Genomic DNA, 22,172 nt, shown 5'->3' with positions numbered 1-22,172 from the left:
GGCATGCGCTTCAGCGGCATCGCGGTCGACCCCGATCCGGTCGCCCTGCGAGGTCTCGTCGAACTCGTCGAACAGGGCAGGCTCCGGGTCCATGTGCAGGAGACGTTCCCGTTCGAGCGCGTCGCCGACGCGCACCGGCAGCCGCACGCCGCAGGGCCTGCCGGATCCCCGATGGCGAGCACACGACGCCCCTGGTGCTGCGCCGCGCAGGTTCCGCCGATGAGATTCCGGCGGTTGTGCGGTCTACCCATCGACGAAGGGAGCGCACCATGCGCAAGATCATCATTTGCACGTTCCTGACGCTGGACGGCGTCATGCAGGCGCCGGGCGGTCCGGACGAGGACGCTCAGAACGGCTTCGAGCACGGCGGCTGGCAGAAGCCGGTCGCCGACGACGAGGTCGGCACGGCCATCGCCGGTTGGTACGAGTTCTCCGACGCGATGCTGCTCGGCCGCAAGACGTACGAGACCTTCGCGTCGTACTGGCCGACCGCCGATCCCGACAACCCGTTCACCTATCGGATGAACAGCATGCACAAGTACGTGGCGTCTCGGACCCTGACATCCGTCGAGTGGCAGAACTCCACGCTGCTGGAGGGCGACACCGTCGATGCCGTACGCAAGCTGAAAGCGTCCGACGGCGGCAACATCAACGTCGTGGGCAGTGGCGACCTCGCCCAGACCCTCATGCAGCACGGCCACGTCGACGAGTACCGGCTGACCATCCATCCGGTGATCATCGGCGCCGGCAAGCGGCTGTTCGCCGACGGAACGATCCCCACTGCGCTGGAGCCGGTCAGCGTCTCGACGACGAAGGGCGGCACCATCGTCGGCGTCTACCGGCCGAACGGTAAGCCCAGCTACGACAGCTATTAGGCCGCTTCGTTTGATTGTCACCGGGCAGACCACAGGAAGCTGCCCGCTGCGTGGAGTCCGGCCAGGTAGATGGCCGCGCGGACTTCTCGTAGCGGGTGGCGATGCCGCGCCACTGTAGGCTTTGTCGGCCAGGACGGCGTCCGGCCTGGTGCGGGGCCGTCCGCGTCGGCGCGGAACACGCAGGCGTCTCATCACCGCCAACCACGGACTGATCCAAACGAAACGGCAAAAGGGGCCATCCCACATGGGCTGCTGAGTAGCCTGCGGTCGTGGGAATGGGGCGATGGTGTTCACGCTCGTCGAGTCCGCCCAACAGCGGTGGCGGGCCGTGAACGCGCCTCACCACGTCGCCCTCGTCCACGCCGGAGCCCGCTTCGAACGCGGCCGCCTCGTCGAACGCCCCGAAGCCCGCATGGCATGAACGACCGTAACCGAGATGTGCCGGACCCCGACTCGCCGATGAGACCGAGTCGTTCCCCCGGGGCGATGGTCAACGAGATGTCGTCGACGAGGACACGTTGGTCCGTCCCGCGGATGGTGAGGCCGCGTACGTCGAGGATGTTCATCCGCGCCTCCCCCGGGCCGCCGGGTCGAGGGTGTCGCGCAGACCGTCGGCGATCAGGTTGACACCGATGACGAGCAGCACGAGCAGGATGCCCGGGGCGAGCGCGCCGGCCGGGGCGGTGGTGAAGGTGGCCTGGCCTGCGCTTCCTGCAGCATGCGCCCCCATGAGGCATTGGGCGGCGGTGCTCCCAGGCCGAGGTAGGACAGACCGGCCTCGGCCAGGATCGCGAGCCCGAACTGGAGAGCCAGGTTCACCATGAGCGTGGGCCAGATGTTGGGCAGCACATGCCCGGCCACGATCCGCGGCCAGGAGGTGCCCGAGGTGCGCGCGGCCGTGATGTAGTCCTGCGTCAGGACCCGTTTGACCAGGATGCGCACCAGCCGTCCCACGACCGCGCTCTGTGCGAGACCGATGGCCAGGACGGCGGACGCCAGGGTGGCCGAGCGGGCGGCGACCACGAGCATCGCGAGGAGCAGGGTCGGGAAGGCGATGAGGATGTCGAGGAGCGCGGAGAGGGTATCGTCGAGCCAGCCGCGCGTGAACGCGGCCAGGACGCCCAGGGTGACACCGATGGCGGCCGCGATGAGGACGGAATCCAGGCCCGCTTCGAAGGCGATCCGGGAGCCGGTCATCAGCTGGGTGAACAGATCGCGGCCGAGCTTGTCGGTCCCCAGGAGATGGCCCTCGCCGGGGCCCGCGAGCCGTCCACCGGAGGTGTCGTCGGGAGCGTACGGCACCCACAGGAGCGAGACGAGAGCGAGCAGGGCGATCAGTCCGGCCGTCACGCATCCGGCGATCAGCGTGGCCGAGTGCCTAATGGACGGGCGGCTCATCGGGCGGCTCATCGGGCACCCCCCCGAGAGCCTGCCCCGCAGGCGCGGATCGATGATCCGCTGGAGGATGTCGGCGGCGAAGCCGATGAGCAGCACCGCGAGCGTGGAGACGAACAGCACGACTTGGATGACGGGGTAGTCGTGCTGGGCGATGCCCGTCGCGAGCAGGGAGCCGAGACCGGGCAGTGCGTACACGGACTCCACGACGACCGCGCCGAGCAGCGTGGACGCCAGCTCGATGCCGAGGATGGAGATCACCGGTACGGCGGCGTTGCGCAGTCCGTGCCGCCACATGGCCCGCCCGAACGACGAGCCCAGGGCCCGGGCGGTACGCAGATAGTCGCTCCCCAGCACGTCGAGCGTGGCCGACCTGACGTACCGGATCAGCGAGGCGCTCATGACGAGCGCGATGGTGGCGACCGGCAGGACGAGGGAGCGCATCGCCTCGGCGGGCTCCGCCCAGCCGTCCTGGGGGAAACCATCGGCGGGAAGCCAGCCGCCGTTCAGCGCGAAGATGGCGATCAGGATCATGCCGAGCCAGAACACCGGGACGGCGATGCCCAGCTGGGAGACCCGGCTGAGCAGCGCGCCGTACCAGGTCCGCCGCTTGTACGCGGCGATGAAGCCGGCCGGTACGGCGATGAGCACCGCCAGGACGAACGCGGCGAGGGTGAGCGGGACCGTCACCCTCAGCCGCGCGCCGACCTCGGGCCCGACCGGGAGCGAGCTGATGAAGGACGTGCCCAGGTCGCCACTGGCCAACTGCCCGATCCAGTGGCCGAATTGCTCGGGCAGGGGTCTGTCGGAGCCGAGGGAGTGCCGGGCGGCCGCGATCTGCTCGGGGGCGGCGCCCACCGAGGTGAGGCGTTGGCGGGATCGCCCGGCAACAGGCGCAGCAACACGAACAGCACCACGCTCGCGAGCGCCAGCGACACCAGCAGGAAGGCGAGGCGGCGCAGGATGAACCGGGCCATCAGCCCTTCTTGATGTCGTAGGCGAAGAACTGGGAGTTCAGGCCGTTCACCGGATAGCCGGACAGCTTGGTGTTCGCCACGACGATCTGCGGATACAAGTACAGCCAGTCGCTGGCCGCGTCCTCGGCGGTTTTACGGTTGACCTTCTTCAGCAGCTGGGTCTGCTCATCCGTGGTGGACGCCTGCTCGGCCTGATCGACCCACTGGGTGACCTGCTTGTTGTCATAGCCCCAGTAGAAATCGGGGTTGCCGTACCAGACCAGGTCACGGTCGTTGACGTGTTCCTGGAGCGTGGCCGTGAAATCGCGGTTCTGGTAGACCTTGGTGTACCACTGGTCCGGCGTGATCGAGTTGATCTTGACGGTGACGCCGACCTTGGCGAGCTGCGACTTGATGAAGGTGGCCGCTATCGGGTGCGGGTCGTAGTTGGGGGTCTCCAGGGTGAAGGTGAAACCGTTCTTGTATCCCGCCTCGGCGAGCAGTCTCTTGGCGCGGGCGGGGTCGTACGCGTTGACCTTGGTGAGGTCCTCGTACCACGGGTCGGTGGTCGGCACCATGGAGCCGATGAGCTTGCCGTAGCCGCCCCAGACGGACTCCAGCAGCTTCTTGTCGTCGATGGCCGCGGAGACGGCCTGGCGGACCTTGACGTCCGTGAACGGCTTGGCCTTGTCGTTGAAGACGAGCAACAGCTTGGTGGTGGAATTGCCGTCGCTGACCTTGTAGTTCTGGGCGAGCAGCTTCTCGACCTTGCCGTTGTCGGTGAACTTGAACAGCCCTTCGTAGACATTGCCGTTCAGCGCCTCGGTGACGCCCTGACCGCCGCCCGCGGTGTTGTCGAGGTTCTGCAGTTCGTAAAGTGAGCCGATATTGACCGTGGCGTTCTTGTCCTACGCCCCGCCCGCGGCGCCGCTTCCGCCGGCGCCACCGCCGCAGGCGGTCAAGGTCAGGCCGAGGAGGGCGGCACCGCTGTACAGAGACGTCTTCTTGATGTTCATGAGGGGAACGCTTTCGTGCTGCGAGAGGGAAGTCGCGGGGCGTATGGTCTGGGCGAGCTGCTCGTAGTAGGGGGCGAGGCTGGTCCAGCGGGAGCCGTCGATGAAGTAGCCGTCAACCGATGTGCCCCACTGCTGGGCCCAGGTTCTGATGACGTTGTTCCAGTTCGCCTGGTAGGTGGCGTTCGGAGGGTCGGTCTTGTGGGCGGGGTCGCCGCCGAGCGCCCTGAGGAGGGCGTCGTTCTGGGTGCGGTGGTTGTACTGGAGCTGGTCGGAGGTGGTGTACACGATCAGTTTCAGACCTGCGGCGTGGAGCGCGTTGCCCAGGTCCTTGATGAGGTCCCGCTGAGTCAGTAATGGCGTGACGTTGGCGGCCTCCGCGAGCCGTCGGAGTTCGGCGTTCGGCGCGGCGAAGTAGCCGGAATTCTGTCCGACGGGAATCTCCAGCCAGCCAGCGCCCACAGACTTGAGTTGCTGGACCACACCGTTGACGTCGTAGTTGTTGACCCGCGTGTTCCACTGGTCGATCGTCGGGAAGATTCCCGTGTTGTAGGCCGAGGTGGGGCAGCTGTAGGGACCGTCTGAGCTCAGGGGGCAGTTCTCGGCCAGGTAGTGCGTCATGACACCGAACTTGCCCTGGCTCATGCAGTCGGTGGCGCTGCCTCCGATGGCCTTGGCCGGGGCGCTGCCCAGGCCGCAGAACGCGAGGACCATGACGCAGGTGAACGCGGCGAGCGCCATCACACGCTGCCTGATTCTTCGGGCCAGATACATGGAGGGTGTTCCTTTCGGGGTGGTTTCCGTGAGACGACGGATCGTCTGGTTCGTGCTTGAGGCGGTGGGGAAATGACCGGGTGGGAGTCCTTGAGCTGACGGCCTGCATCGTCAGCAGCCATAGCCGAGTCGAGTCATGACGCTGGAAGCCCAGCTGCTAACGGACGGGACCTGAGGGAATTCGACGACTCGCCGAGCTCCGCCGGGTTCCAGGCGTACAGGTTGCCCAACTCGGCGAGACCGTCTGACTTGTCGGCGGAATCAGGGTGATCAGAGCAGTCGCTGGGACAGCCGGGTCGGGTTGGTGGTGTCGACCGTGGCCTGGAGCACGCCATCGAGGTAGAAGTCGACGAGGCCCTGGTCGCTGTTCTTCTCGGCGCGGAAGTCAATTCCTGTGCCGGTGAAGGTGCAGGAGAAGGCGTCGCCGTTGGTGGTCGTGTAGTGGACGTCTCCGTTGAGATCGGAGGCGTATGTGCGGCCGGTGCTGGTGTTCCAGGTGCCGGTGTAGGTCATGCCGGGGCGTCGTCGTCGAGGGTCGTCGTGGGGTAGAGCTGGGTTCGCGGGACGGCTTGTTTGGGGGTGTTGGGGCTGGTCCAGATGAGCTTCGCCGCGGCCTCGCCACCGTTTTCGGTTTGCTCCAGCTTGATGTCGTAGAGCTGTCCCGCCGTGAGGTTGATGCTGCCCTGGTTCCAGGTGGGAAGGTGCGGGGTGGTGTTGTCGATGATGAGCTGTCCGTTGATCCATAGGCGGACGGTGTCGTCTGAGATGGTGGTGAAGGTGTAGGTCTCGGAGTACCTAGGCTGGATCTTGCCGGTCCAGCGGGAGGAGAAGTTGTCGGTTCCGATGGACGGGGCAGGGGATCCCTCGTAGCGCCACAGGTAGTTGATGGTGGGGTCGGTGCGGGTCACGGCCGGCGTGCCGGTGAAGGTGGTGTTGGTCCAGAATTCGGCTTTGAGGCCGGTGCCGGTGCCGGCGGCTGCCGGAGCCGGGGTGGCGATGTCGGCTTCGATCACCGTGGCGATCGGATTGGTCGCCGAGCCGGAAGGCGTGAAGTCGTAGCCGTCGCCTGCGGTGCGGACCGTCACGGTTTGGTCGCTGCCGAGCACGCGGGCCGCGGTGACGGTGAACGGGCTTCTGGCCGTGACGTGCAGGGTGCCGCCCGCGTCAGGCCAGGTGTAGACATGGAGGTAGAGCTTGTTCCCCTTGCGGGTGATGCGTCCCCAGGACGGCTGGCTGGTCAGCCCGCTGAAGCCGGCGCCGTAGATGGCCACGCCATGGGTGGCGGCCCAGTCCTTCATCCCCTGCAGGGCGCTCGTATGGCCGGGTGAGATGGCGCCGGTGTCGGTGGGCCCTACGTTGAGCAGGAAGTTGGAGTCGATGCTGGTCGAGTGAATCAGGTCGCGGGTCAGTGTGGTCGGCGACTTGAAATTGTTGTCCCAGTAGGCGTAGCCCCACCGGTCGCTGACGTTGTCGCAGGTCTCCATCAACTCCGACGGTGACGGAGAGGTGGGATAGTAGCCCTCCGGGGTGGTGAAGTCACCGTCACCGGGCCGATACAGGTGGTAGTTGTCGGCCCCGTGGTGGTCGATCGACCGCTCGTTGATGATGATGCCGGGCTTGAGTCCGCGCACGTAGGACTCCATCCGCGCACCGTCCTCGAAGCTGTAGGGGTTGGGCGGGTCGGTGTAGCCCTTGTGCGAGCCGTCGAACCACAGGACCTCGGGGTCGTAGTCGGTGATCAGCTCTTTGATCTGGGCCTTGGCCCTGTCGAGGTACGCGGGGTAGTTACCGCCCGGCAGAGCGTCGGGGTCGTGCCAGTCCCAGATGGAGTAGTAGACACCGAAGTGCAGGCCATTGGCGCGGGCGGCATCGGCCAGCTCGCGCAGCGGGTCACGCTGGAAGGGCGTGCGCTGGCGGATGTTGTAGTCGTTGACCTTGGTGGGCCACATGGCGAAGCCGTCGTGGTGCTTCGCCGTGATGACGATGTATTTCTGCCCCGCGTCCTTGGCAAGCTTCACTATCGCGTTGGCATCGAACGACGTCGGATTCCACGTCGAGGCCCTGGCCATGTAGGCAGAGTCCGGGATGGCGCAATTGCGCTTGATCCATTCGGCGTCTCGGCAGGTCGTCCCGTCGGGCCTGCTGTACTCACCGCGGAAGGCCGAGTAGACCCCCCAGTGCAGGAACAGCCCAAACCTCGCGTCAGTCCACCACTGCGTGCGCGGGGAGGACAGCGGGTCGTCGATGGCGAAGTTGTCGCTGGGCGCAGCCCATGCCGGTTGCGGGGCCACGACTACGAACGCCGCCAGCAGAGCGGCGACACACATGGCAATCGGCCGTAAGCGGGTGAGGTGGGAACGCATCGTATGGTCTCCAGGAGCCAGCGATCAGCGGAAGGTGAAGCGGTCGGTCATCAGGTACTGGCCGTTCTTCCTGACCAAGCGGATGGTGCGGATGCCTGCGGGCAGGCCGTCGACGCGGTGGACGAGCTGTTGGACGAGGCGGGTGGGGTTGGCGGTGTTCACTGTCGCGACCCCCATCCGCGACACCCACTCACTGGAAGCGGTGCTCTGGGGGCTGCGGGATGCCCACAGCGTGGAACCGTTGACCCCGGACGCCGCCGGGAGTTTCGCGTTGTCGGCTTTCGTCCATACGTCCAAGGCGAGCTGCACCGGGGCCGAACCGGTCGTGCTGACCTCGGTGACGACGATGTCTTTGGAGTCGGCGACATATGACGTTGCCCGGATGGGAGCCCAGGTCGCCCACTGCAGCGGCGGGCTTGGCCGAGGTGGCAGGCACGGTGACCAGGCCGAGTCCGAGCAGCACGGCCGCCACTCCGGCCACGACCGTTCTACGGGGGTCGCATGGTCTTCTCCTCGGAGTGGGAGACGAACTCGTCCAACTGAGGTGGGCACCACACCAAAGCGTTGATGGTGTGGTGGAAGGTGCCGTCCGTCCCCCGAGGCCGGAGGGGTCAAAGAGTGATGACGGTCCCGCCGCGTCGGGATTGTTCGGCGGCGAAGACCGCGCTGTGACTACCGATGCTCTCGGCGATGCCGGAATGGATGAGCTCGGGGCGACCTTCGTGCAGGGCGGTGGCGAACGACTTGATGAGGCCGTGGTCGCCGCCGGCGTGGCCTTCGGCGGCGGATGAGCCGTCGAGGGAGGTGTCGATGGTCGTGGTCTGCTCGGTGAGGAAGTCGAAGACGCTCGGGTACCGGCCGTCGCCGGTGAGCTGGCCTCGGGTTCCGAAGATCTTGGTGTGCCGGTTCTCCACCGGGGTGAACGCGGTCCGACCAGATGTAGCGATGGTCGCCAGGGGTGTTCGCCGACTCCTGGAACCAGGGGTGCCGGTGGGAGGTGTGGCCCGGCACCAGGTCGAGCATGTCCCGGATGCAGCGGCTACGAGCCGCCTCGATCAAGGCGGCCGCGTCCTCGTTCGTCCGTAGCGCGGCGCGATGCTCACGTAGTCCGTCACGCCGTAGCCCGCGTCGCCGAACTCCGAGGCAAAGCACGGGCTGAGCCAGACGGCGTTGGCGCCGAGCCACGCCAGCGGGTAGATCTGGTACAGGACCGAGCCGGCATGCCATGACAACGCCTTTCGAGACTGAGGCATGAGACTTCAGACCTTTCACTGAACGAGAGGTCAACCAGGCGACGGCCACAAGCTGGGAGTTTCAATCTTGCGACCCTGAATTAATTATCCTGATGGTCCTAATATTTCGAGAGTAGCAGGATCGTTGCACCCGAGCGGCACGGCGTCAAGAGGTTGGAGAACAGATCGATGAGTGAGGGTTCTCCGCAGCACTGGTACGGACCGCCGTTGAGCCGCCCGACTACGGTCGCGGCCCTGCGCGTGATCCACGCCGACGCTGCCGAACCCCATGAGGACGGCTCGCCGGGGGGCCTCACCCTCACCGAGGTCGCCCACCGGGCGGCTGTCTCCCGCGCATCGTCCGAGGACGCCGTCAACGAGCTGATCGAGCGTGAACTCCTCGCCGAGATCGTCCCGGATCCGGACGCACCGAGGCCCGTCGGCCGGCCCGCCAAGCGCTACCGTTTCCGCGCCGAGTACGGGGCCGTGATCGGCGTCGACATCGGGATCCACAAGGTCCTGGCGCTGTGCACCGACCTCGTCGGCACCATCCGCGGCAGCCACCGCATCGAGGTGTCCGCCGAGCACGGCAACGCCGAACGCGTCCAGGCGGCCCGCACCGCTCTCAAACGCGCCGCTCGAGCCGCATCGGTGCGTCTCGCCGACGTCCTCGCCGTCGGCGTCGGCACCACCGGCCCCGTCCACCCGAACACCGGAACCATCGCCCTCTCCCCTGCACTGCCCGAGTGGTCAGGCGTCGACATCCAATCCCGACAAGATCATCATCGGCGGCGGCCTGTCCCGAGCCGGCGACACGCTCCTCAAACCCCTCAAACGCCGGCTCGACGAGCTGTGCCTGTTCCCCATCCCCGTCCAAGCCTCACACCTCGGCGAACAGAACGTCGCGCTGGGCGCCGTCCGCCAAGCCCTCGACCACCTCGAAGCCCAGCTCTTCACCAACCCGTGAACTGGCAATACCCTGTGGTGCGCCGCGCGGCTGCCCGGGCAGGCTCTGGGCCTGCCGTTGTGCCCGCCGGTCAGGGGCTGCCGAGGTCTCCGGGGTCAAGGGCGCCCGCAGGGCGTCGCCGGAGGCGATCGGCCACTGCGTGGCGGACCTCTCACGGGAAGCGAAGCGGGACCGCGATAGCAGTTCCATCTCCAGGGTGGAGTTGAACGCCTCGGCGACCGCGTTGTTCAGCGCCGAAGCGGTGCGCCCCATCGACTGGGTGATACCGGCCGCCGCGCAGGCCCGCTTGAACAGCTCGCCGGTGTACTCTCCGCCGCGTGTGCGGATGGCGGGTGTGTGGACGGCGGTGGCGACAGGGACTTCCGGTGGTGCGATGGCGGCGCGGAGGTTGGTTTCGCGGGCGGTGCTGGGTAGCCAGAACAGGACCGGGGTGGACACGCCTGTGGCTTCGGCGAGCGTGGCATAGCCAGCGAGCTTCGCGGCGACCTTGGTGAGCGGCTCGGTGCCGGTGTCGTGTTCAAGAAAGAAGTCGACCTCGAGGCCGTCTTCGCGCCAGCGGCCGTAGGCGTCGGGACGGGCGTGGTCGCCCCACAGCCGTAGGCAGCGTTTCTCTGGCCACCACGGCCACCAGCCGCGCATCCTCACGGTGGCGGGCACGTGCACGGAGGCAGGTGAAGCACTCGTTGACGCCGAGCTGGTGGCCGAGCTGCGCGAACAGGCAGAACCCGACTGCTGCACTGGCGTTGTAGCCGAGGTCGGCGAGCGTGACGCCGTGGCGGGCAGCGAGAACGGCGGCGCCGGTGGGGCCGAGGACCCCGTGCCAGGGCGCCGGGCCGGTCGGTGTCCAGGGCCGGGAGCGCAGGAGCGCGGTGTGCCGGTACAGGATCAGCAGGCGGCGGGCGAGTTGTGGTGCGGTGAAGAAGGGCGCTTCCGGTTGGCCGGTGGTGAACACTCGGTGCTCGTGCACCAGCTCCAGCAGCTCAAGGTCGCGGTCGGTGCTGCTGGTCCCTCTGGGCGGGACCAGCCGGGAACCGGACACCGGACCAGTCACCCCTACTCCGGTACCCGAGGACTATAGGTCCGAGCTATTCCGAGAGATCAGGCAGTGATCCCAGCGCGGCGGCCTAGTTGATCTACATCAATTCCTGCATAGCAGTGAGTTTGATGAGTTGCTGCGTCACCCCTAGACGCCATAGCAGGTAGCGTCTATACATTCATCCGATGTCTCTGGTCGACGCCGAGGCCCTGTACGCAACACGTCCGAGGTGCTCACGGCCCTGAAGTCCCTTCACGCGCCCCCAGCCTCGACCAGCACACCCCCACCATCCAGGAGCCGCACCATGTCCTCTGTACCCTTGAGTCGACGTTCCCTCCTCAAGGCTGCCGCGCTAGCCGGAGGCGTCGTGGCCTTCGCGCTCCCACAGGTCCTGTTGCCTGCCACCGCCGAGGCATCCTCCGTCCCCTCGAAGATGGACTGGTGGTACCAGGACCGGTTCGGGATGTTCATCCACTTCGGGTCCTACTCCCACCTCGGCCACGGTGAACAGGCGTTCAACGCCGAGAACTGGTCCAAGGCCGACTACCAGACCCAGGTGTCCGCACACTTCAACCCCACCGCCTTCAACGCCGCCGCCATCGCCCAACTGGCCGCGGACGCCGGCATGAAGTACCTCGTGATCACCGCCAAGCACCATGAGGGCTTCGCCATGTGGGACTCCGAAGTCCCCAGCTTCACCGACACCACCGGCACCAAGCTTTACAACCTGCACGATTACGCGGGTGTCCAAGGCGACCTGCTGGCGGCGCTCAAGACCGAGTGCGAGGCGCGCGGCGTCAAGTTCGGGCTCTACTACTCAATCATGGACTGGAACCACCCCTCCCAGACCAACCGAGGGGGTCCCACCACGATGGCCTCGCAGGCCGCACGTACCAGCTACATCGCGGACATGAAAGCCCAGTTGCAGGAGTTGCTGGACCGCTATGACCCGGCGATCCTCTGGTTCGACGGCGACATGCCCAACGACCTCGCCAGCCCCACCCTGGAGGACTGGTGGAACCGGTCGGACGGCATTGATCTCTACAACTGGTTGATCGCTCGTAAGCCCGACCTCGTCGTCAACGAACGCGTCAAGCACAACTGCGGACTGGGCGACTACACAGTTGCGGAGTCCAGTGTACCCAGCACGCCGCCGGAGCGGCTGTGGGAGACATGCGACACCATGAACGGCGCCTGGGGATATCGCTCGGACGCCGAGAACTCCTACCGACCCGTCGGCGATTTCGTCCAGGAGCTCGCCACGTGCGTATCCCGGGACGGCAACTTCCTGCTGAACATCGGCCCCACGGGCGACGGCTCGGTCACCGCCGGATCCGTGACCATTCTGCGCGGCCTGGCCTCCTGGATGCCGACGTACGGCGACAGCATCCACGGAGCCACCGCAAGCCCCTTCGCCACCGATCCGGCCTGGGGCAGGGTCACCAAGAAGAACGGCAAGCTGTTCGCCCACGTCTTCACCTGGCCCGCCAACGGCGTGCTCCAGATCCCGGCGATCACCAACACGATCAAACGCGTCTACCTGATGAACAACCCCTCGGCCTCACTCACCTACACCGTCAGCGGCGGCCAGATCAACGTCACCGTCCCGGCAACCGCCCCGGACGCCCATGACTCCGTGGTCTGCGTCGAGGCCAGCGGCGTCCCCACGTCCGCCGGGGTGACGGTGTTCCAGGACGTGGGTTACTCCGGGGCGAGCGCCATCCTGTCGCCGGGCAGCTACACCTCCTCCCAGCTGTCGGCCGCCGGGGTAGAGCCCTCGACCATCTCCTCGCTGAAGGTGCCCAAGGGCTATGCGGTGACGGGCCACTCCGCCGACAACTTCACCGGTACGTCATGGACGTTCACCGCGGACAATCCCGACCTGCGGGCGACCGGCAACAACGACGCCATCGTCTCGCTGAAGGTCACCTTCAACCCGACCTCGTAAGGGTCGGATCACCGACCGCGGCAACGGCCAGGACTCGATCGCAAACCGCAGCACCGGGCTTGTCCTCGCCGGCGGCGCCGGGCGTCGGTGAGGGCGGGCCATGACTCATCCCAGAGTGGAGACGTGTACTGCGGTGCGCTTCGGCTCAGCAAGCTGGTGTTTGCGTCAAACCCTGTTCGGCACACATCCGTTGGATACACCGACCGCCCTCGGCCAGTTCGTCCCTCGCACGGAGGATGCCTTGCGCAGATCCGGCACATCCATACGAAGATCGATTGCGGCAGCCGCCGCAACCACCGTCGCGTGTGCTCTCGCCATCGCTCCCGGCCCCGCCTCGGCACAGCCGACCTCCAACCGAGTCCAGGTGGAGATACCCGGCCCCGAACACTCAGGGCCCGGAGCACTCGCCGACTCACACGCCGAAGCGGGATCCGGGTACACCTGGGACCGGGGCCGGGAGATGGCCGGATCAGGCCATCACCGCCGAGACCGGGATGCCGATCTACCTCTGCAAGCCGCGCAGCCCGTGGCAGCGCGGTACCAACGAGAACACCAATCGGCTGATTCGGCAGTACCTCCCCAAGGGCGCGGACCTCCGCACGTTCAGCCAGGCCGACCTGGACGCCATCGCCCACGAACTCAACCATCGCCCGCGTAGGACCCATGGCTATCGCACTCCGGCAGAGCTCTACGCCGGCCTCCTGAACAGCGGTGATGCGCTGACCCCTTGAGCTCGCCATCGTTTTTCCGACGGGGCGGTGCAGCTTGATCCATCCGCCCGCCGTCAACTCGGGTGGTGCCAATGCTGTGACCGTGCGGCTCGCCGCCGGACGGGACGACGCAGGGCTGGCGGGCGCGAAGCCGTCAGTCGAGAGCGTGGGCGCGGCAGGTCCGCAGAATCTCGTCGGACAGTTCGGGCTGGACGTGGCTCACGGCACGGGCGAGGGCCATCGCCCCTACCAGTCGACTGAGCAGCAGCACCGCGCGCTCCCGCGCCTCCTGTGAGGTGATCTCCCCTTCGTGCTCGCGGGCGAACTCTTCGGCGAAGCCGGTGAGGTACCCCTCCACGCCGGCTGCGTAGGCGCTCTGGACCGTGTCGCTGTGCCGTCCGGCGTCGGTGACCAGGGAGGCAGAGGGACAGCCGCCGTCCGAGGCATCACGGTGGGCGGCCGAAAGGTAGTTGTCCACCACTCGCTTCAGCGGTGGGCCGGTGAGATCGGCGCCTTCCTCAAGGGCCTGGTCCAGGAAGCCCAGAGAGGCTTTGAACGAGGCGCTGCACGCCTCGGCGGCCAGATCGCTTTTGGATGCGAAGTGGTTGTAGAAGCCGCCGTGGGTCAGGCCTGCTTCCTTCATCAGTTCGGCGATCCCTACGGAATCGACGCCCTGCGAGCGGAACATGCGTCCTGCCGCCTCGACGATGTTCTGCCGATTCCTGGCCTTGTCTTCCCTGGTGATCCGCGGCATGGCCGCCCTCCTGCGTCGGCAGTGTTTGACATTTTCAATGTTACTCCTCATCATTCATTTTTAATGACGGACATCATCAAAGAGTGTGGAGGCGCCTATGCGCACCGTGGAGTACACGCGGCAAGGGGACGCCGCGCAGGTACTGACGCTGAGGGAGGAGTCCCACCGGCCGGCTCCCGGCAGCGGAGAGGTTCTGGTCCGCATGCTGGTCCGGCCCATCCATCCGGGGGACCTGATCGGTGTGGAGGGTCTGCCGGGGCAGCCGGAACAGCAGTCGCGGGCCCGGACTCCCGGAGTGGAGGGGATGGGCGTCGTCGAGAGCGTCGGAGCAGACGTCCGCGCACCGCTCCCGGGGCAGCGGGTGGCGGTTTTCCCGGCGCCGGGAACGTGGAGCGACTTCGTCGTGGTCCCAGCCGATCTGGCGGTGCCGGTGCCGGACGGGGTCAGCGACGAGACCGCGGCCCTGATGCTGGTCAACCCGCTGACCATGCGCATGCTGCACCGGGCGGTGGAGAAGGCACTGCGCGGGCAGGCGGGTCCCGTCCTCCAGACCGCCGCCGGCTCGTCCGTCGGCAGGCTGGTCAGCGCGGCCGCGGTCCGGCACGACCTGCAGTTGATCAACCTCGTGCGCAGCGCCTCCGGCGCCGAGAAGATGCGGACGCTGTACCCCTCCCAGCCCGTGATCGCGACATGCGACGACGACTGGCGGGGACAAGTCCGCCGGCATGCCGGCGAGCGGGGCGTCCAGGTGGTCCTCGACTGCATCGGCGGTGCCATGACCCAGGACCTCGCCGAACTGCTCGCCGACGGCGGCACCCTGATCTCCTACGGGCACCTGGGTTCCGGCACGACACCGTTGGAGGCGCTTCCCCTCATGGCGCGGGCGCTGACGGTGCGGGGGGTGTCGATACTGCGCTGGATGAGCCGCACCCCCAAGGAGAGGGCCCAGGACGTCGCCTTTGCCCAGGACCTGGCGCAGAACACGCCGGACCTGCTTGAAGTCGCGGCCAGCTACGACCTCGCCGACTTCAAGGCGGCCGTCGAGCACGCCCGCCGCCCGGCCAAGAGCGGAACCGTCCTGCTCACCACACCGCGGACGGCCGACTCTGGACACGGGGCCGCCTGATGAAGATCGGAATGCTCGGAGCCGGAGCAGTCGCTCAGGCCATCGCCCGGCACGCGATCCGTCACGGCCACGAGGTCGTGCTCAGCAACAGCCGAGGGCCAGCCTCCCTGGCCCCGCTGGTCAAAGACCTCGGCGCGCTCGCGGCAGCCGCGACCCCTGCGGAGGCCGCCACCGCGGACCTCGTCGTGCTGGCGGTCCGCTGGCCGCAGATCCCTGACGCCGTCGCCGGGCTCCCCCGCCTGGACAAAACCGTCGTCATCGACGCCACCAACCAGTTCGCCTCCCTTCCCCCGAACCCGAAGATCGCCGAGCTGGGCGACCTCACCGGAAGCGAATACGTGGCCTCCCTGCTTCCCGGCGCACGCGTGGTCAAGGCGTTCAACGCCCTCTACGCGCAGTTCATCGCACCCGATCCCCGCCACGAGGCGGGGCGGCAGGTGCTGTTCCTCGCCGGTGACGACGCCGACGCCAAGAACACCGTGAGAGGCCTGACCTCCGAGTTCGGCTTCGCCCCCGTCGACCTCGGAACGCTGCGCGAGGGAGGGCGCCTCATCCAGCTCGGCGGCCCCCTGTCCGCCCTCCACGTCCTCAAGCAGGACTGACCCCACCAACCCGCTCGTGCTCCTCATGCCCATGAGGAGCGCCTTCCGCCACGAAAGAGATCCTCATGTCCGACCAGACCTCAGCGCCCAGCACCCAGCCCCTCCTGCGGCCCGTTCAGCTGGGCGCGCTCAAGCTGCCCAACCGCGTCGTCATGGCTCCCATGACGCGCTCCCGGGCCGACAACGAGGAACTGGCCCCCACCGCCCTGCACGCCACCTACTACGCGCAGCGCGCCGGCGCCGGCCTGATCATCAGCGAAGGGACCTGGGTCAGCACGGACGCGATCGGCTTCATCAACGTCCCAGGCATATACACCGACGCCCAGACCGCCGGCTGGTCCAAGGTCACCGAAGCCGTGCACTCCGCGGGAGGCAGGATCGTCTCGCAACTCGGCCACGCCGGCGCCGCCTCCCACCCGGATCACCACGGCGGCAGGCTCCCCGCCGGCCCTTCAGCGATCAATCCCCACGAGATGTCCTTCACCCCCGACGGCCCGAAGGACTCCCTCACCCCACGCGCCCTGAGCGCCGCAGAGATCGCCACCACGATCGGCACCTACCGGCAGGCAGCCGCCAACGCCCTGCGCGCCGGATTCGACGGCCTGGAGATCCACGCGCAGGTGTCCCATCTCGTGGCCCAGTTCCTCAACCCACGGCTCAACCAGCGTACCGACGCCTACGGCGGCAGCAGTGAAAAGCGGGCCCAGTTCCTCCTCGACATCGTGGACGCCGTCAGCAGCGTGTGGGGCAGCGACCGCATCGGAATCAAACTCTCGCCCTACTGGAATCACGGGCCTGCCTTCACAGCAGATGCCGAGACGATGGACGAGTACGACCAGCTCCTCAAGCGTCTCAACGACAGCAACCTGGCCTACCTCCACCTCCTCGGCCCGGAACCCGACACCGGAACCGACACCCTCACCGCATTCACCCGCTACCGCGCCCACTACCGCGGCGCTGTTATCGCCAACCTCGGCTTCACGCAAGCGAGCGGCAACGAGCTGCTCGAACGGCAGCTGGCCGACGCGGTTTCATTCGGCGCCCCCTTCATCGCCAATCCAGACCTCGTCGATCGATTCACCCACGGCCACCCCCTCGCCGCCGGCAACCGCGACACCTACTTCGCGGGTGACGCGGAGGGATACACGGACTACCCCGCGGTGACCGGCTCCTACTAGGGTCTGTCGTTTGGATCATGCGGCAGGTCGCGGGGTGTGGCACGCACCATTTGCGGCGTTGTCGTCGGTTGCCGACGTCCCCCCAGCCTTCGGCCGGGGGTGCCCCCAGCGCGTTGACGCCCTCCTCCGCCTTGCAGATGCACGCACCGCACCCCGCTCGGCCCCGCCCACAAGGCGCCGCATGTCGGCGCCACCTGGTCCAAACGAAAGGCCCTAGTTCGGCCCGCTCCCGTCGTCCTCGTCCAGCTCGGGCCCGTCCGGGGCGCGCAGTGGGCGCAGGGCGCCTGCGGCTGGGGTGCTGGCGGTGAAGCTGTAGCGGCCGAGCAGGTTCAGGTTACGGTGCTTGAACGGGGAGAGCCGGGCGATGTCCTCTCCTGCGCGGTGAGCTGCCGGTTCATCTGCCGCCGGTAGGTGTCGTCCACCGGGTCGACCACCCGCAGCAGGTGCTCGGTCTTGGCGATCCGCCCGTACTCCGCGAACGCGACGCCCAGCGGGGCCGGGCGGCCGTCGCGTCCGAGCATGCGCAGCAGGTCGTATGCGCGGATCTGGTTGGTGACCAGGGAAGCGGCGACCTTCATCAGCATGTCCGGCCAGTGCGTGATCACCTTGTTCAGGTTCACGCGGTTGCGGGCCAGGTCCTCCACGGCACCGTAGGTGCCGGTCTCGACGCCGGGCATCGTGGCTCGCCAGAACCGCTGGTCATCAAGGTCGCGGAAGCGCGGGCTGAAGTTGTAGCCGAGGATCTTGAACAGGCCGAACACCATGTCGGAGTAGGAGGCGTTGTCGGTGGCCACCATCTCCGGCTTTACGCCGCCGTCCAGGTTCAGCAGCACGTCCAGGATGTACAGGGAGTCGCGCGGGGTGCCGGGGACGACCATCTGCCCGATGCCAGCGACCTGGTCGTTGACGGCGTTGAGCCAGGTGATGCCCCGTTTGAACCCGAAGTACTTCGGCCAGGGCGCCGCGCTGACCGTACGGACGGGGACGACGAACCGCAGCCCGTCGACCGAGGCGAGCAGCCCCTCGCCCCAGAACTTCACGATGGGCACGGCGGCCCGGGCTTCGATCAGCGCGGCGTTCGCCGCGGCGATGGTGTCAGCGCGCAGGTAGTACTGGTCGACATGCACGAGCCGCGCCCGGGTCAGGGCCTCGTAGCCGGGGTTCACCACCGGGGCCAGGCCGATGTTGCACGCCTCCGGCACCAGCAGCGCGACCACCGAGGTGGACAGGTCCTTCATCCGGGTCGTGCCGTCGCCGAGGTGCACGAAGGCGTCCAGGAACCCGGTCCAGGCGTTCACCTCGAACAGCAGGTCCGGCAGGAGGCGAAGACGTCGCGGTTGTTCAGGGCCCGGTGCAGCTGCTCCAGTCACGCACACCACGTACGCGTCCCGGTCCACCGCGCCCTGCGGCAGATCAGGGTTGGCGTACACCGCCTTGCGCCACGCGGGCGGCACGAGCTTGTCGTCCACCTCGCGCGGCAGCAGCGGCTTCACCCCCACCTTCCGCCGCGCCAGCGCCGGAAGGCCGCGCACCCCGGCCAGGACCCGCTTCCCCGCGCTCGCCGCCTCCAGCGCCTTCGACTCGCCCAGCAACGCCAGGAACGGCCTTACTGTGGCCTACCGGTTCGCCGGCGCGGCCCGCATGGCGACCTCGGCCGAGTTCTCGTCCTCGGGCACCAGCGAGACCACCCTGGCCGCCGCGGTCATCACCGCGGAGCGCGGGGCGACCTCCTCGACCGCCGCCCACAACGCGGCCACGTCCACGTCGGTGCCGTGCCCCTCGACCAGCTCCAGCTCCTCGAACAGCACCTTCGCCGCCCGCGCGAGCACCCGTGACGCCTTCTCCAGCTGCGGCAGCGTGGACAGCCGCTCCTTCTCCGTCTTCCTTCGACCCCAGCGCGTACCGGGCCAACGCCGCCATCCGGTTCGGCGGGATCTGCGACAGCCTCAGCCGCCCGAGCCGGTAGGCGCCGATCTCATCCACCCGCTCCAGCGCACGGGCCAACGCAGTACCCGTCGTCCGCGTCGGCGGCCGGCGGAGCCGCTCCAGCTCCGAGAACCGGGAACCCTCCGGCGTCTTCAGCGTCGCCACCAGATCGCTTGGCAGGCCGGGGTCGGCACGGCGGGCGGCGCCCGCGACGGTGGCGTGCAGCCGCTCCTCCGCGACCTTCCGCGCCTCCGACACCTGCCGGGCCAGCACCGACACCCCCGGCAGCAGAACCCGGTGACGGCGCAGCCAGCCCACCGCGTGATCGAACAACGCCTTCGGGCCCTCGGCATGCGTCCACGCCCGCCCGTGCAGGAACGTACGGAACCGCCGGCCCCACTCGCCGTCCTCGTAGGGGTGGTAACCGTAGGCGTCCCGGATCTCCCAGGCATGGTCGTACAACGTCTGACGCCGCTCCGTGTACCGCTTGACCACCGACGGGTCCTCGATGCCGAGCTGCACGGCCAGGTGCTCGACCACCGGCCACGGCACCGCGAGCGGGTCCTCCAGGAACAGGCCGACGTACCGCACCGTGCACATCTGGAGCGCGAACCCGAGCTGGTGATGCTCCGTCCGCCGCAGGGCGATCAGGCATCGACTGTCCGATGTCGAGGTTCGCCCGGTCGAACAGGCCTCGACGGTCGGCGACATGAGCGCTCTTGAGGCTGTCATATGACGTGGCGGCCGCCGCGTCCACAGCCTTCGACACCGTCCCATGCGGATCGTCTCACCGGTAACTGGGGTGACCTCTGCGCATAGTTGGTGCCCGCGCTCATCACGAAGGTGGCTCTGTCGAGTGAAGGAGACCTTGCCGGGCTGGTTCGCGCCGAGCGGCCCGGCAACGACCTTGTCCGGGTAACTGGCGAAGTACTCCCGGTCGAAGGTGGCACCTGTCGACGACCTCCTGCACCGCCGTCGGCCGCGACGAGTTCCAGTTGCCGAAGTTGTACCCCGCGGACCCCGGTCCTCCTGTCCACAGCGTCTTCTCGTTGAGCTGCAGCTTCTCCTTGCCCACTCCCCCGGAGAGCATGGCGCCCATGGCTCCGTTGCCGATGGGCAGTGCTTCCTGCTCCCAGTCGGCTGCCGGCTTGGCGTACCAGAGAGTGTTGGGGTCGGCGGCCGCGGCTTTGCTGTCAGGCGCAACCGGGGCCGCCCTCGAGGCCGGGGGACGCCCAGGGCGCCCACGACCGCAAGGGCAGTGACAAGCCACCCTAGCGTTCCGCGTCTGCTACGTCTTCTGCTCATCGCACGTACGTCTCCTCGGCTCGCGGGACCCGAGTCGCCCCGCCGTGGGGCGGGACGACTCGGCCTGCGCTCCCCCGGTGGGTCCTTCCGCGTCAGTTGGGGTTGAGCTGCTGCTGCGGTATGACCTGCTGGTCCTGGCCGGGGCTGGACCAGAGCAGCTTCATGTGGGCCTCGCCGGTCTGCTCGACATACTCGATCTTGATGGCGTGGCGGCGGCCCTTGGTCAGGTCCACCTGGGCCTGGTCAACCTGCACGTTGTGCGGCTTCCAGTTGTCGATGACCAACTTGCCGTCGATCCAGACCCGTACGTTGTCGTCCGAGACGGTGCTGAGCGTGTAGGTCTCGGTGCGCCGCGGCTCAATGGTGCCGCTCCAGCGGACGCTGAATCCGTCCGACGGAATGCTCGCATCCGGAGATCCGGTGAACTTCCACGAGTGGTTGACCGTCGGGTCCGTACGCGTGAGTTTCGGCTCGCCCGCCAGGTCCGGGTTGGCGAAGACCTCCTCCTTCAGGCCGGTGCCGCTGCCCGGTGCTGCCGTGGCCCCGGGGTCGACGGTCAGCTCGATGACGGTGGCGGTCTCGTTGGTGGCCGCGCCGGAAGGCTTGATGTCGTAGCCATCACCGGACTTGGTGACGGACACCGATTGGGCGGAGCCCAGCACGCGGGCCTGCGTCACGTCGAAGCCGGTCCGGGCGGTCAGGTGCAGTGAGCCGCCCGACTGAGGCCACTGGGTAACTGCCGCGTACAGCTTGCCGCCCTTGCGGCTGACCGTGCCCCAGGACGGCTGCTCGACCAATCCGGCGCTGCCCGCTCCACGGACCGCCTCGCCCTGGTCCGCGGTACGCAGCCAGTTGCCCATCTCACCCAGGCGCTCGGCGGCGGGGCCGGGAACCCGCCCGCGAGCGTCGGGACCGATGTTGAGCAGGTAGTTGCCACTCCGTGACGAGGTGGTCAGCAGGTTGCGTAGCAGCTCGCTGCTCGACTTCCACTTGTCGTCGTAACGGGCATATCCCCAGTGGTCGTTGAGGGTCCCGCAGGACTCCCACAGCTGACCTGCGACCGACGTATCCGGTATCTCTTGCTCCGGAGTGCTGAAGTCGCCGTCGGTCACCCGATTCTTCCCGACCCGGTTGTTGACGATCAGATCGGGCTTGAGGCCTCGCAGATATGCCTCCAGGCGCTCGCCGTCCTCTGCGGTCCAAGGCTCTTGCCATGCCCCGTCGAACCACAGCAGCGCCGGATCGTAGGTGTCCACCAGTTCCTTGAGCTGGGCGTACATGCGCTTCTCGTACGCAGGGAAGGTGGCCCGGTCCGGGAAGTCAGGATCGTGCCAGTCCCAGATCGAGTAGTAGAGGCCGAGCTTGATCCCCGCCTCGTCGGCGGCCTTCTTCAGCTCGGCGATGATGTCCCGGTTCTTGTCGAAGGCCGAGTGGTCGCGCAAGTTCCACGAGTTGACCTTTGTCGGCCACATCGCGTAGCCGTCGTGGTGCTTGGCCGTGATGACGATGTACCGCATGCCTGCGTTCTTGGCCGCGGCGACGACGGCCTTGGCATCGAAGTCGGCGGGATTGAACGTTGCGGCCTGCTTCTCGTACTCCTCCCTCGGTATGTTGCAGTTCCGCATGATCCACTCGGCGTCGCGGCAGACGGTGCCGTCGGGGCGGGTGTACTCGCCCTCGAGGTTGGAGTAGGCGCCGAAGTGGATGAACATGCCGAAGCGGTCCTGGCGGAACCAGCTCGTGCGATCAGCCGTGAAGGGATCATCGACCGCGTAATCCGTGCCAGGGCCGGCCGTGATCGCTGTCGGCGCGGCGCTGGGCTGCGCGGCGCTGGGCTGCGCGGCAGATAGGGATCCGGCGGCGAGTGCGGCGGCAACCAGCAGCGGCAGCGCGGTAATTCCTCGTGCGGTGCGGATGTGCGGGGGGTGCATTGCGGCTCCTCATTCTTCGGATGGATGGAACGTGGAAGCGGATACATCGGGGCGTCAGTTGTCGCCTCAGACAGGGATGTA

Annotated in this window: 16 protein-coding genes and 9 pseudogenes; 9 read left to right on the top strand and 16 right to left on the bottom strand. The window is 67.6% G+C overall.

Translation table 11 applies throughout. The annotated features are described in order from the left end of the window. Both IEJ02_RS48380 and IEJ02_RS07505 read left to right on the top strand, forming a co-directional pair. Window positions 1-138: pseudogene (locus tag IEJ02_RS48380) on the top strand (zinc-binding dehydrogenase); the annotation flags it as partial. Between the two features lie 131 nt (window positions 139-269). After that, window positions 270-875: a dihydrofolate reductase family protein gene (locus tag IEJ02_RS07505; RefSeq protein WP_191063987.1), complete on the top strand. Its 606-nt coding sequence runs from the start codon at window positions 270-272 to the stop codon at window positions 873-875. A gap of 102 nt (window positions 876-977) precedes the next feature. On the opposite strand, the pseudogene IEJ02_RS51050 reads toward IEJ02_RS07505, so the two are convergent. Continuing rightward, window positions 978-1,070 (bottom strand): annotated as a pseudogene (locus IEJ02_RS51050) (IS5/IS1182 family transposase); the annotation flags it as partial. 85 nt (window positions 1,071-1,155) lie between these two features. On the opposite strand from IEJ02_RS51050, the pseudogene IEJ02_RS07495 reads away from it, so the two are divergent. Beyond that, window positions 1,156-1,296 (top strand): annotated as a pseudogene (locus IEJ02_RS07495) (IS256 family transposase); the annotation flags it as partial. A 197-nt stretch (window positions 1,297-1,493) separates the two neighbouring features. On the opposite strand, the gene IEJ02_RS50325 reads toward IEJ02_RS07495, so the two are convergent. The 9 genes and pseudogenes from IEJ02_RS50325 to IEJ02_RS48360 form a co-directional block, all read right to left on the bottom strand. Further along, window positions 1,494-2,072, bottom strand: coding sequence for an ABC transporter permease (locus tag IEJ02_RS50325; protein WP_317985752.1), 579 nt, complete (start codon window positions 2,070-2,072; stop codon window positions 1,494-1,496). 219 nt (window positions 2,073-2,291) lie between these two features. Beyond that, window positions 2,292-3,247: pseudogene (locus tag IEJ02_RS50320) on the bottom strand (ABC transporter permease); the annotation flags it as partial. Continuing rightward, window positions 3,247-3,984, bottom strand: coding sequence for an ABC transporter substrate-binding protein (locus tag IEJ02_RS07480; RefSeq protein ID WP_223863548.1), 738 nt, complete (start codon window positions 3,982-3,984; stop codon window positions 3,247-3,249). The pseudogene IEJ02_RS50320 and the gene IEJ02_RS07480, both read right to left, overlap by 1 nt. A 150-nt stretch (window positions 3,985-4,134) precedes the next feature. Further along, a complete protein-coding gene (locus IEJ02_RS48370; RefSeq protein WP_223863506.1) occupies window positions 4,135-5,013 on the bottom strand; it encodes a hypothetical protein in 879 nt (292 codons plus the stop codon). 270 nt (window positions 5,014-5,283) lie between these two features. Continuing rightward, entirely contained in the window at window positions 5,284-5,526 is a 243-nt protein-coding gene (locus IEJ02_RS07475; RefSeq protein WP_191063986.1) for a hypothetical protein, read from the bottom strand. After that, a complete protein-coding gene (locus IEJ02_RS07470; protein WP_191063985.1) occupies window positions 5,523-7,340 on the bottom strand; it encodes an alpha-L-fucosidase in 1,818 nt (605 codons plus the stop codon). The genes IEJ02_RS07475 and IEJ02_RS07470 overlap by 4 nt, the downstream gene beginning before the upstream one ends. 60 nt (window positions 7,341-7,400) lie before the next feature. Beyond that, window positions 7,401-7,553 carry a hypothetical protein gene (locus tag IEJ02_RS07465; RefSeq protein ID WP_191063984.1) on the bottom strand — a complete coding sequence of 51 codons (153 nt, stop codon included), beginning with the start codon at window positions 7,551-7,553 and terminating at the stop codon, window positions 7,401-7,403. Window positions 7,554-7,987: 434 nt separating this feature from the next. Then, complete coding sequence (locus IEJ02_RS48365) at window positions 7,988-8,290, bottom strand: hypothetical protein (protein WP_223863564.1); 303 nt, start codon at window positions 8,288-8,290, stop codon at window positions 7,988-7,990. A 73-nt stretch (window positions 8,291-8,363) separates the two neighbouring features. After that, window positions 8,364-8,629: pseudogene (locus IEJ02_RS48360) on the bottom strand (alpha-amylase family glycosyl hydrolase); the annotation flags it as partial. A 168-nt stretch (window positions 8,630-8,797) separates the two neighbouring features. On the opposite strand from IEJ02_RS48360, the pseudogene IEJ02_RS50725 reads away from it, so the two are divergent. Beyond that, window positions 8,798-9,349, top strand: a pseudogene (locus tag IEJ02_RS50725) (hypothetical protein); the annotation flags it as partial. A gap of 139 nt (window positions 9,350-9,488) precedes the next feature. Here the strand turns inward: IEJ02_RS50725 and IEJ02_RS49795 are convergent. Both IEJ02_RS49795 and IEJ02_RS50720 read right to left on the bottom strand, forming a co-directional pair. Then, the gene (locus IEJ02_RS49795; protein ID WP_317985750.1) at window positions 9,489-10,238 is read right to left on the bottom strand and encodes a replication-relaxation family protein; all 750 of its coding nucleotides are present in this window, start codon (window positions 10,236-10,238) and stop codon (window positions 9,489-9,491) included. 22 nt (window positions 10,239-10,260) lie between these two features. Then, window positions 10,261-10,527 (bottom strand): annotated as a pseudogene (locus IEJ02_RS50720) (replication-relaxation family protein); the annotation flags it as partial. A 388-nt stretch (window positions 10,528-10,915) separates the two neighbouring features. Between IEJ02_RS50720 and IEJ02_RS07445 the strand changes: the two are divergent. Together IEJ02_RS07445 and IEJ02_RS07440 are read left to right on the top strand one after the other, a co-directional pair. After that, window positions 10,916-12,559, top strand: coding sequence for an alpha-L-fucosidase (locus IEJ02_RS07445; RefSeq protein ID WP_223863505.1), 1,644 nt, complete (start codon window positions 10,916-10,918; stop codon window positions 12,557-12,559). 439 nt (window positions 12,560-12,998) lie between these two features. Continuing rightward, window positions 12,999-13,290: pseudogene (locus tag IEJ02_RS07440) on the top strand (IS30 family transposase); the annotation flags it as partial. Window positions 13,291-13,423: 133 nt separating this feature from the next. On the opposite strand, the gene IEJ02_RS07435 reads toward IEJ02_RS07440, so the two are convergent. Next, on the bottom strand, window positions 13,424-14,023 hold the full coding sequence (locus IEJ02_RS07435; RefSeq protein WP_191063982.1) for a TetR/AcrR family transcriptional regulator: 600 nt from the start codon (window positions 14,021-14,023) through the stop codon (window positions 13,424-13,426). A gap of 97 nt (window positions 14,024-14,120) precedes the next feature. On the opposite strand from IEJ02_RS07435, the gene IEJ02_RS07430 reads away from it, so the two are divergent. The 3 genes from IEJ02_RS07430 (at window position 14,121) to IEJ02_RS07420 (ending at window position 16,929) form a co-directional block, all read left to right on the top strand. Further along, window positions 14,121-15,149 (top strand): zinc-binding dehydrogenase, encoded by a 1,029-nt coding sequence (locus IEJ02_RS07430; protein ID WP_191063981.1) that lies wholly within the window; start codon window positions 14,121-14,123, stop codon window positions 15,147-15,149. Beyond that, window positions 15,149-15,751 (top strand): NADPH-dependent F420 reductase, encoded by a 603-nt coding sequence (locus IEJ02_RS07425; RefSeq protein WP_191063980.1) that lies wholly within the window; start codon window positions 15,149-15,151, stop codon window positions 15,749-15,751. The genes IEJ02_RS07430 and IEJ02_RS07425 overlap by 1 nt, the downstream gene beginning before the upstream one ends. A 65-nt stretch (window positions 15,752-15,816) precedes the next feature. After that, the gene (locus IEJ02_RS07420) at window positions 15,817-16,929 is read left to right on the top strand and encodes an alkene reductase (RefSeq protein WP_191063979.1); all 1,113 of its coding nucleotides are present in this window, start codon (window positions 15,817-15,819) and stop codon (window positions 16,927-16,929) included. Between the two features lie 213 nt (window positions 16,930-17,142). Here IEJ02_RS07420 and IEJ02_RS50715 read toward each other — a convergent pair. The 3 genes and pseudogenes from IEJ02_RS50715 to IEJ02_RS07400 form a co-directional block, all read right to left on the bottom strand. After that, window positions 17,143-19,512 (bottom strand): annotated as a pseudogene (locus IEJ02_RS50715) (Tn3 family transposase); the annotation flags it as partial. 178 nt (window positions 19,513-19,690) lie between these two features. After that, window positions 19,691-20,125: a glycoside hydrolase N-terminal domain-containing protein gene (locus IEJ02_RS07405; RefSeq protein ID WP_191063977.1), complete on the bottom strand. Its 435-nt coding sequence runs from the start codon at window positions 20,123-20,125 to the stop codon at window positions 19,691-19,693. 127 nt (window positions 20,126-20,252) lie between these two features. Next, the gene (locus IEJ02_RS07400) at window positions 20,253-22,091 is read right to left on the bottom strand and encodes an alpha-L-fucosidase (protein WP_191063976.1); all 1,839 of its coding nucleotides are present in this window, start codon (window positions 22,089-22,091) and stop codon (window positions 20,253-20,255) included. Between the last annotated feature and the right edge of the window lie 81 nt (window positions 22,092-22,172).

It is taken from the genome of Streptomyces sp. 5-10 (assembly GCF_014712245.1).
GTDB classification, from domain to species: Bacteria; Actinomycetota; Actinomycetes; order Streptomycetales; family Streptomycetaceae; genus Streptomyces; species Streptomyces violaceusniger.
The sequence above is the reverse complement of the archived record's forward strand: the minus strand, read 5'-3'. Positions and strand labels throughout refer to the sequence as shown.

What these genes read in the sequence shown, in the direction of transcription:
- IEJ02_RS07505 (WP_191063987.1), top strand. Translation starts at nt 270, where the DNA reads ATGCGCAAGATCATCATTTGCACGTTCCTGACGCTGGACGGCGTCATG.
- IEJ02_RS50325 (WP_317985752.1), bottom strand. Translation starts at nt 2,072, where the DNA reads ATGACCGGCTCCCGGATCGCCTTCGAAGCGGGCCTGGATTCCGTCCTC.
- IEJ02_RS48370 (WP_223863506.1), bottom strand. Translation starts at nt 5,013, where the DNA reads ATGTATCTGGCCCGAAGAATCAGGCAGCGTGTGATGGCGCTCGCCGCG.
- IEJ02_RS07475 (WP_191063986.1), bottom strand. Translation starts at nt 5,526, where the DNA reads ATGACCTACACCGGCACCTGGAACACCAGCACCGGCCGCACATACGCC.
- IEJ02_RS07470 (WP_191063985.1), bottom strand. Translation starts at nt 7,340, where the DNA reads ATGTGTGTCGCCGCTCTGCTGGCGGCGTTCGTAGTCGTGGCCCCGCAA.
- IEJ02_RS07465 (WP_191063984.1), bottom strand. Translation starts at nt 7,553, where the DNA reads ATGGGGGTCGCGACAGTGAACACCGCCAACCCCACCCGCCTCGTCCAA.
- IEJ02_RS07445 (WP_223863505.1), top strand. Translation starts at nt 10,916, where the DNA reads ATGTCCTCTGTACCCTTGAGTCGACGTTCCCTCCTCAAGGCTGCCGCG.
- IEJ02_RS07435 (WP_191063982.1), bottom strand. Translation starts at nt 14,023, where the DNA reads ATGCCGCGGATCACCAGGGAAGACAAGGCCAGGAATCGGCAGAACATC.
- IEJ02_RS07430 (WP_191063981.1), top strand. Translation starts at nt 14,121, where the DNA reads ATGCGCACCGTGGAGTACACGCGGCAAGGGGACGCCGCGCAGGTACTG.
- IEJ02_RS07425 (WP_191063980.1), top strand. Translation starts at nt 15,149, where the DNA reads ATGAAGATCGGAATGCTCGGAGCCGGAGCAGTCGCTCAGGCCATCGCC.
- IEJ02_RS07420 (WP_191063979.1), top strand. Translation starts at nt 15,817, where the DNA reads ATGTCCGACCAGACCTCAGCGCCCAGCACCCAGCCCCTCCTGCGGCCC.
- IEJ02_RS07400 (WP_191063976.1), bottom strand. Translation starts at nt 22,091, where the DNA reads ATGCACCCCCCGCACATCCGCACCGCACGAGGAATTACCGCGCTGCCG.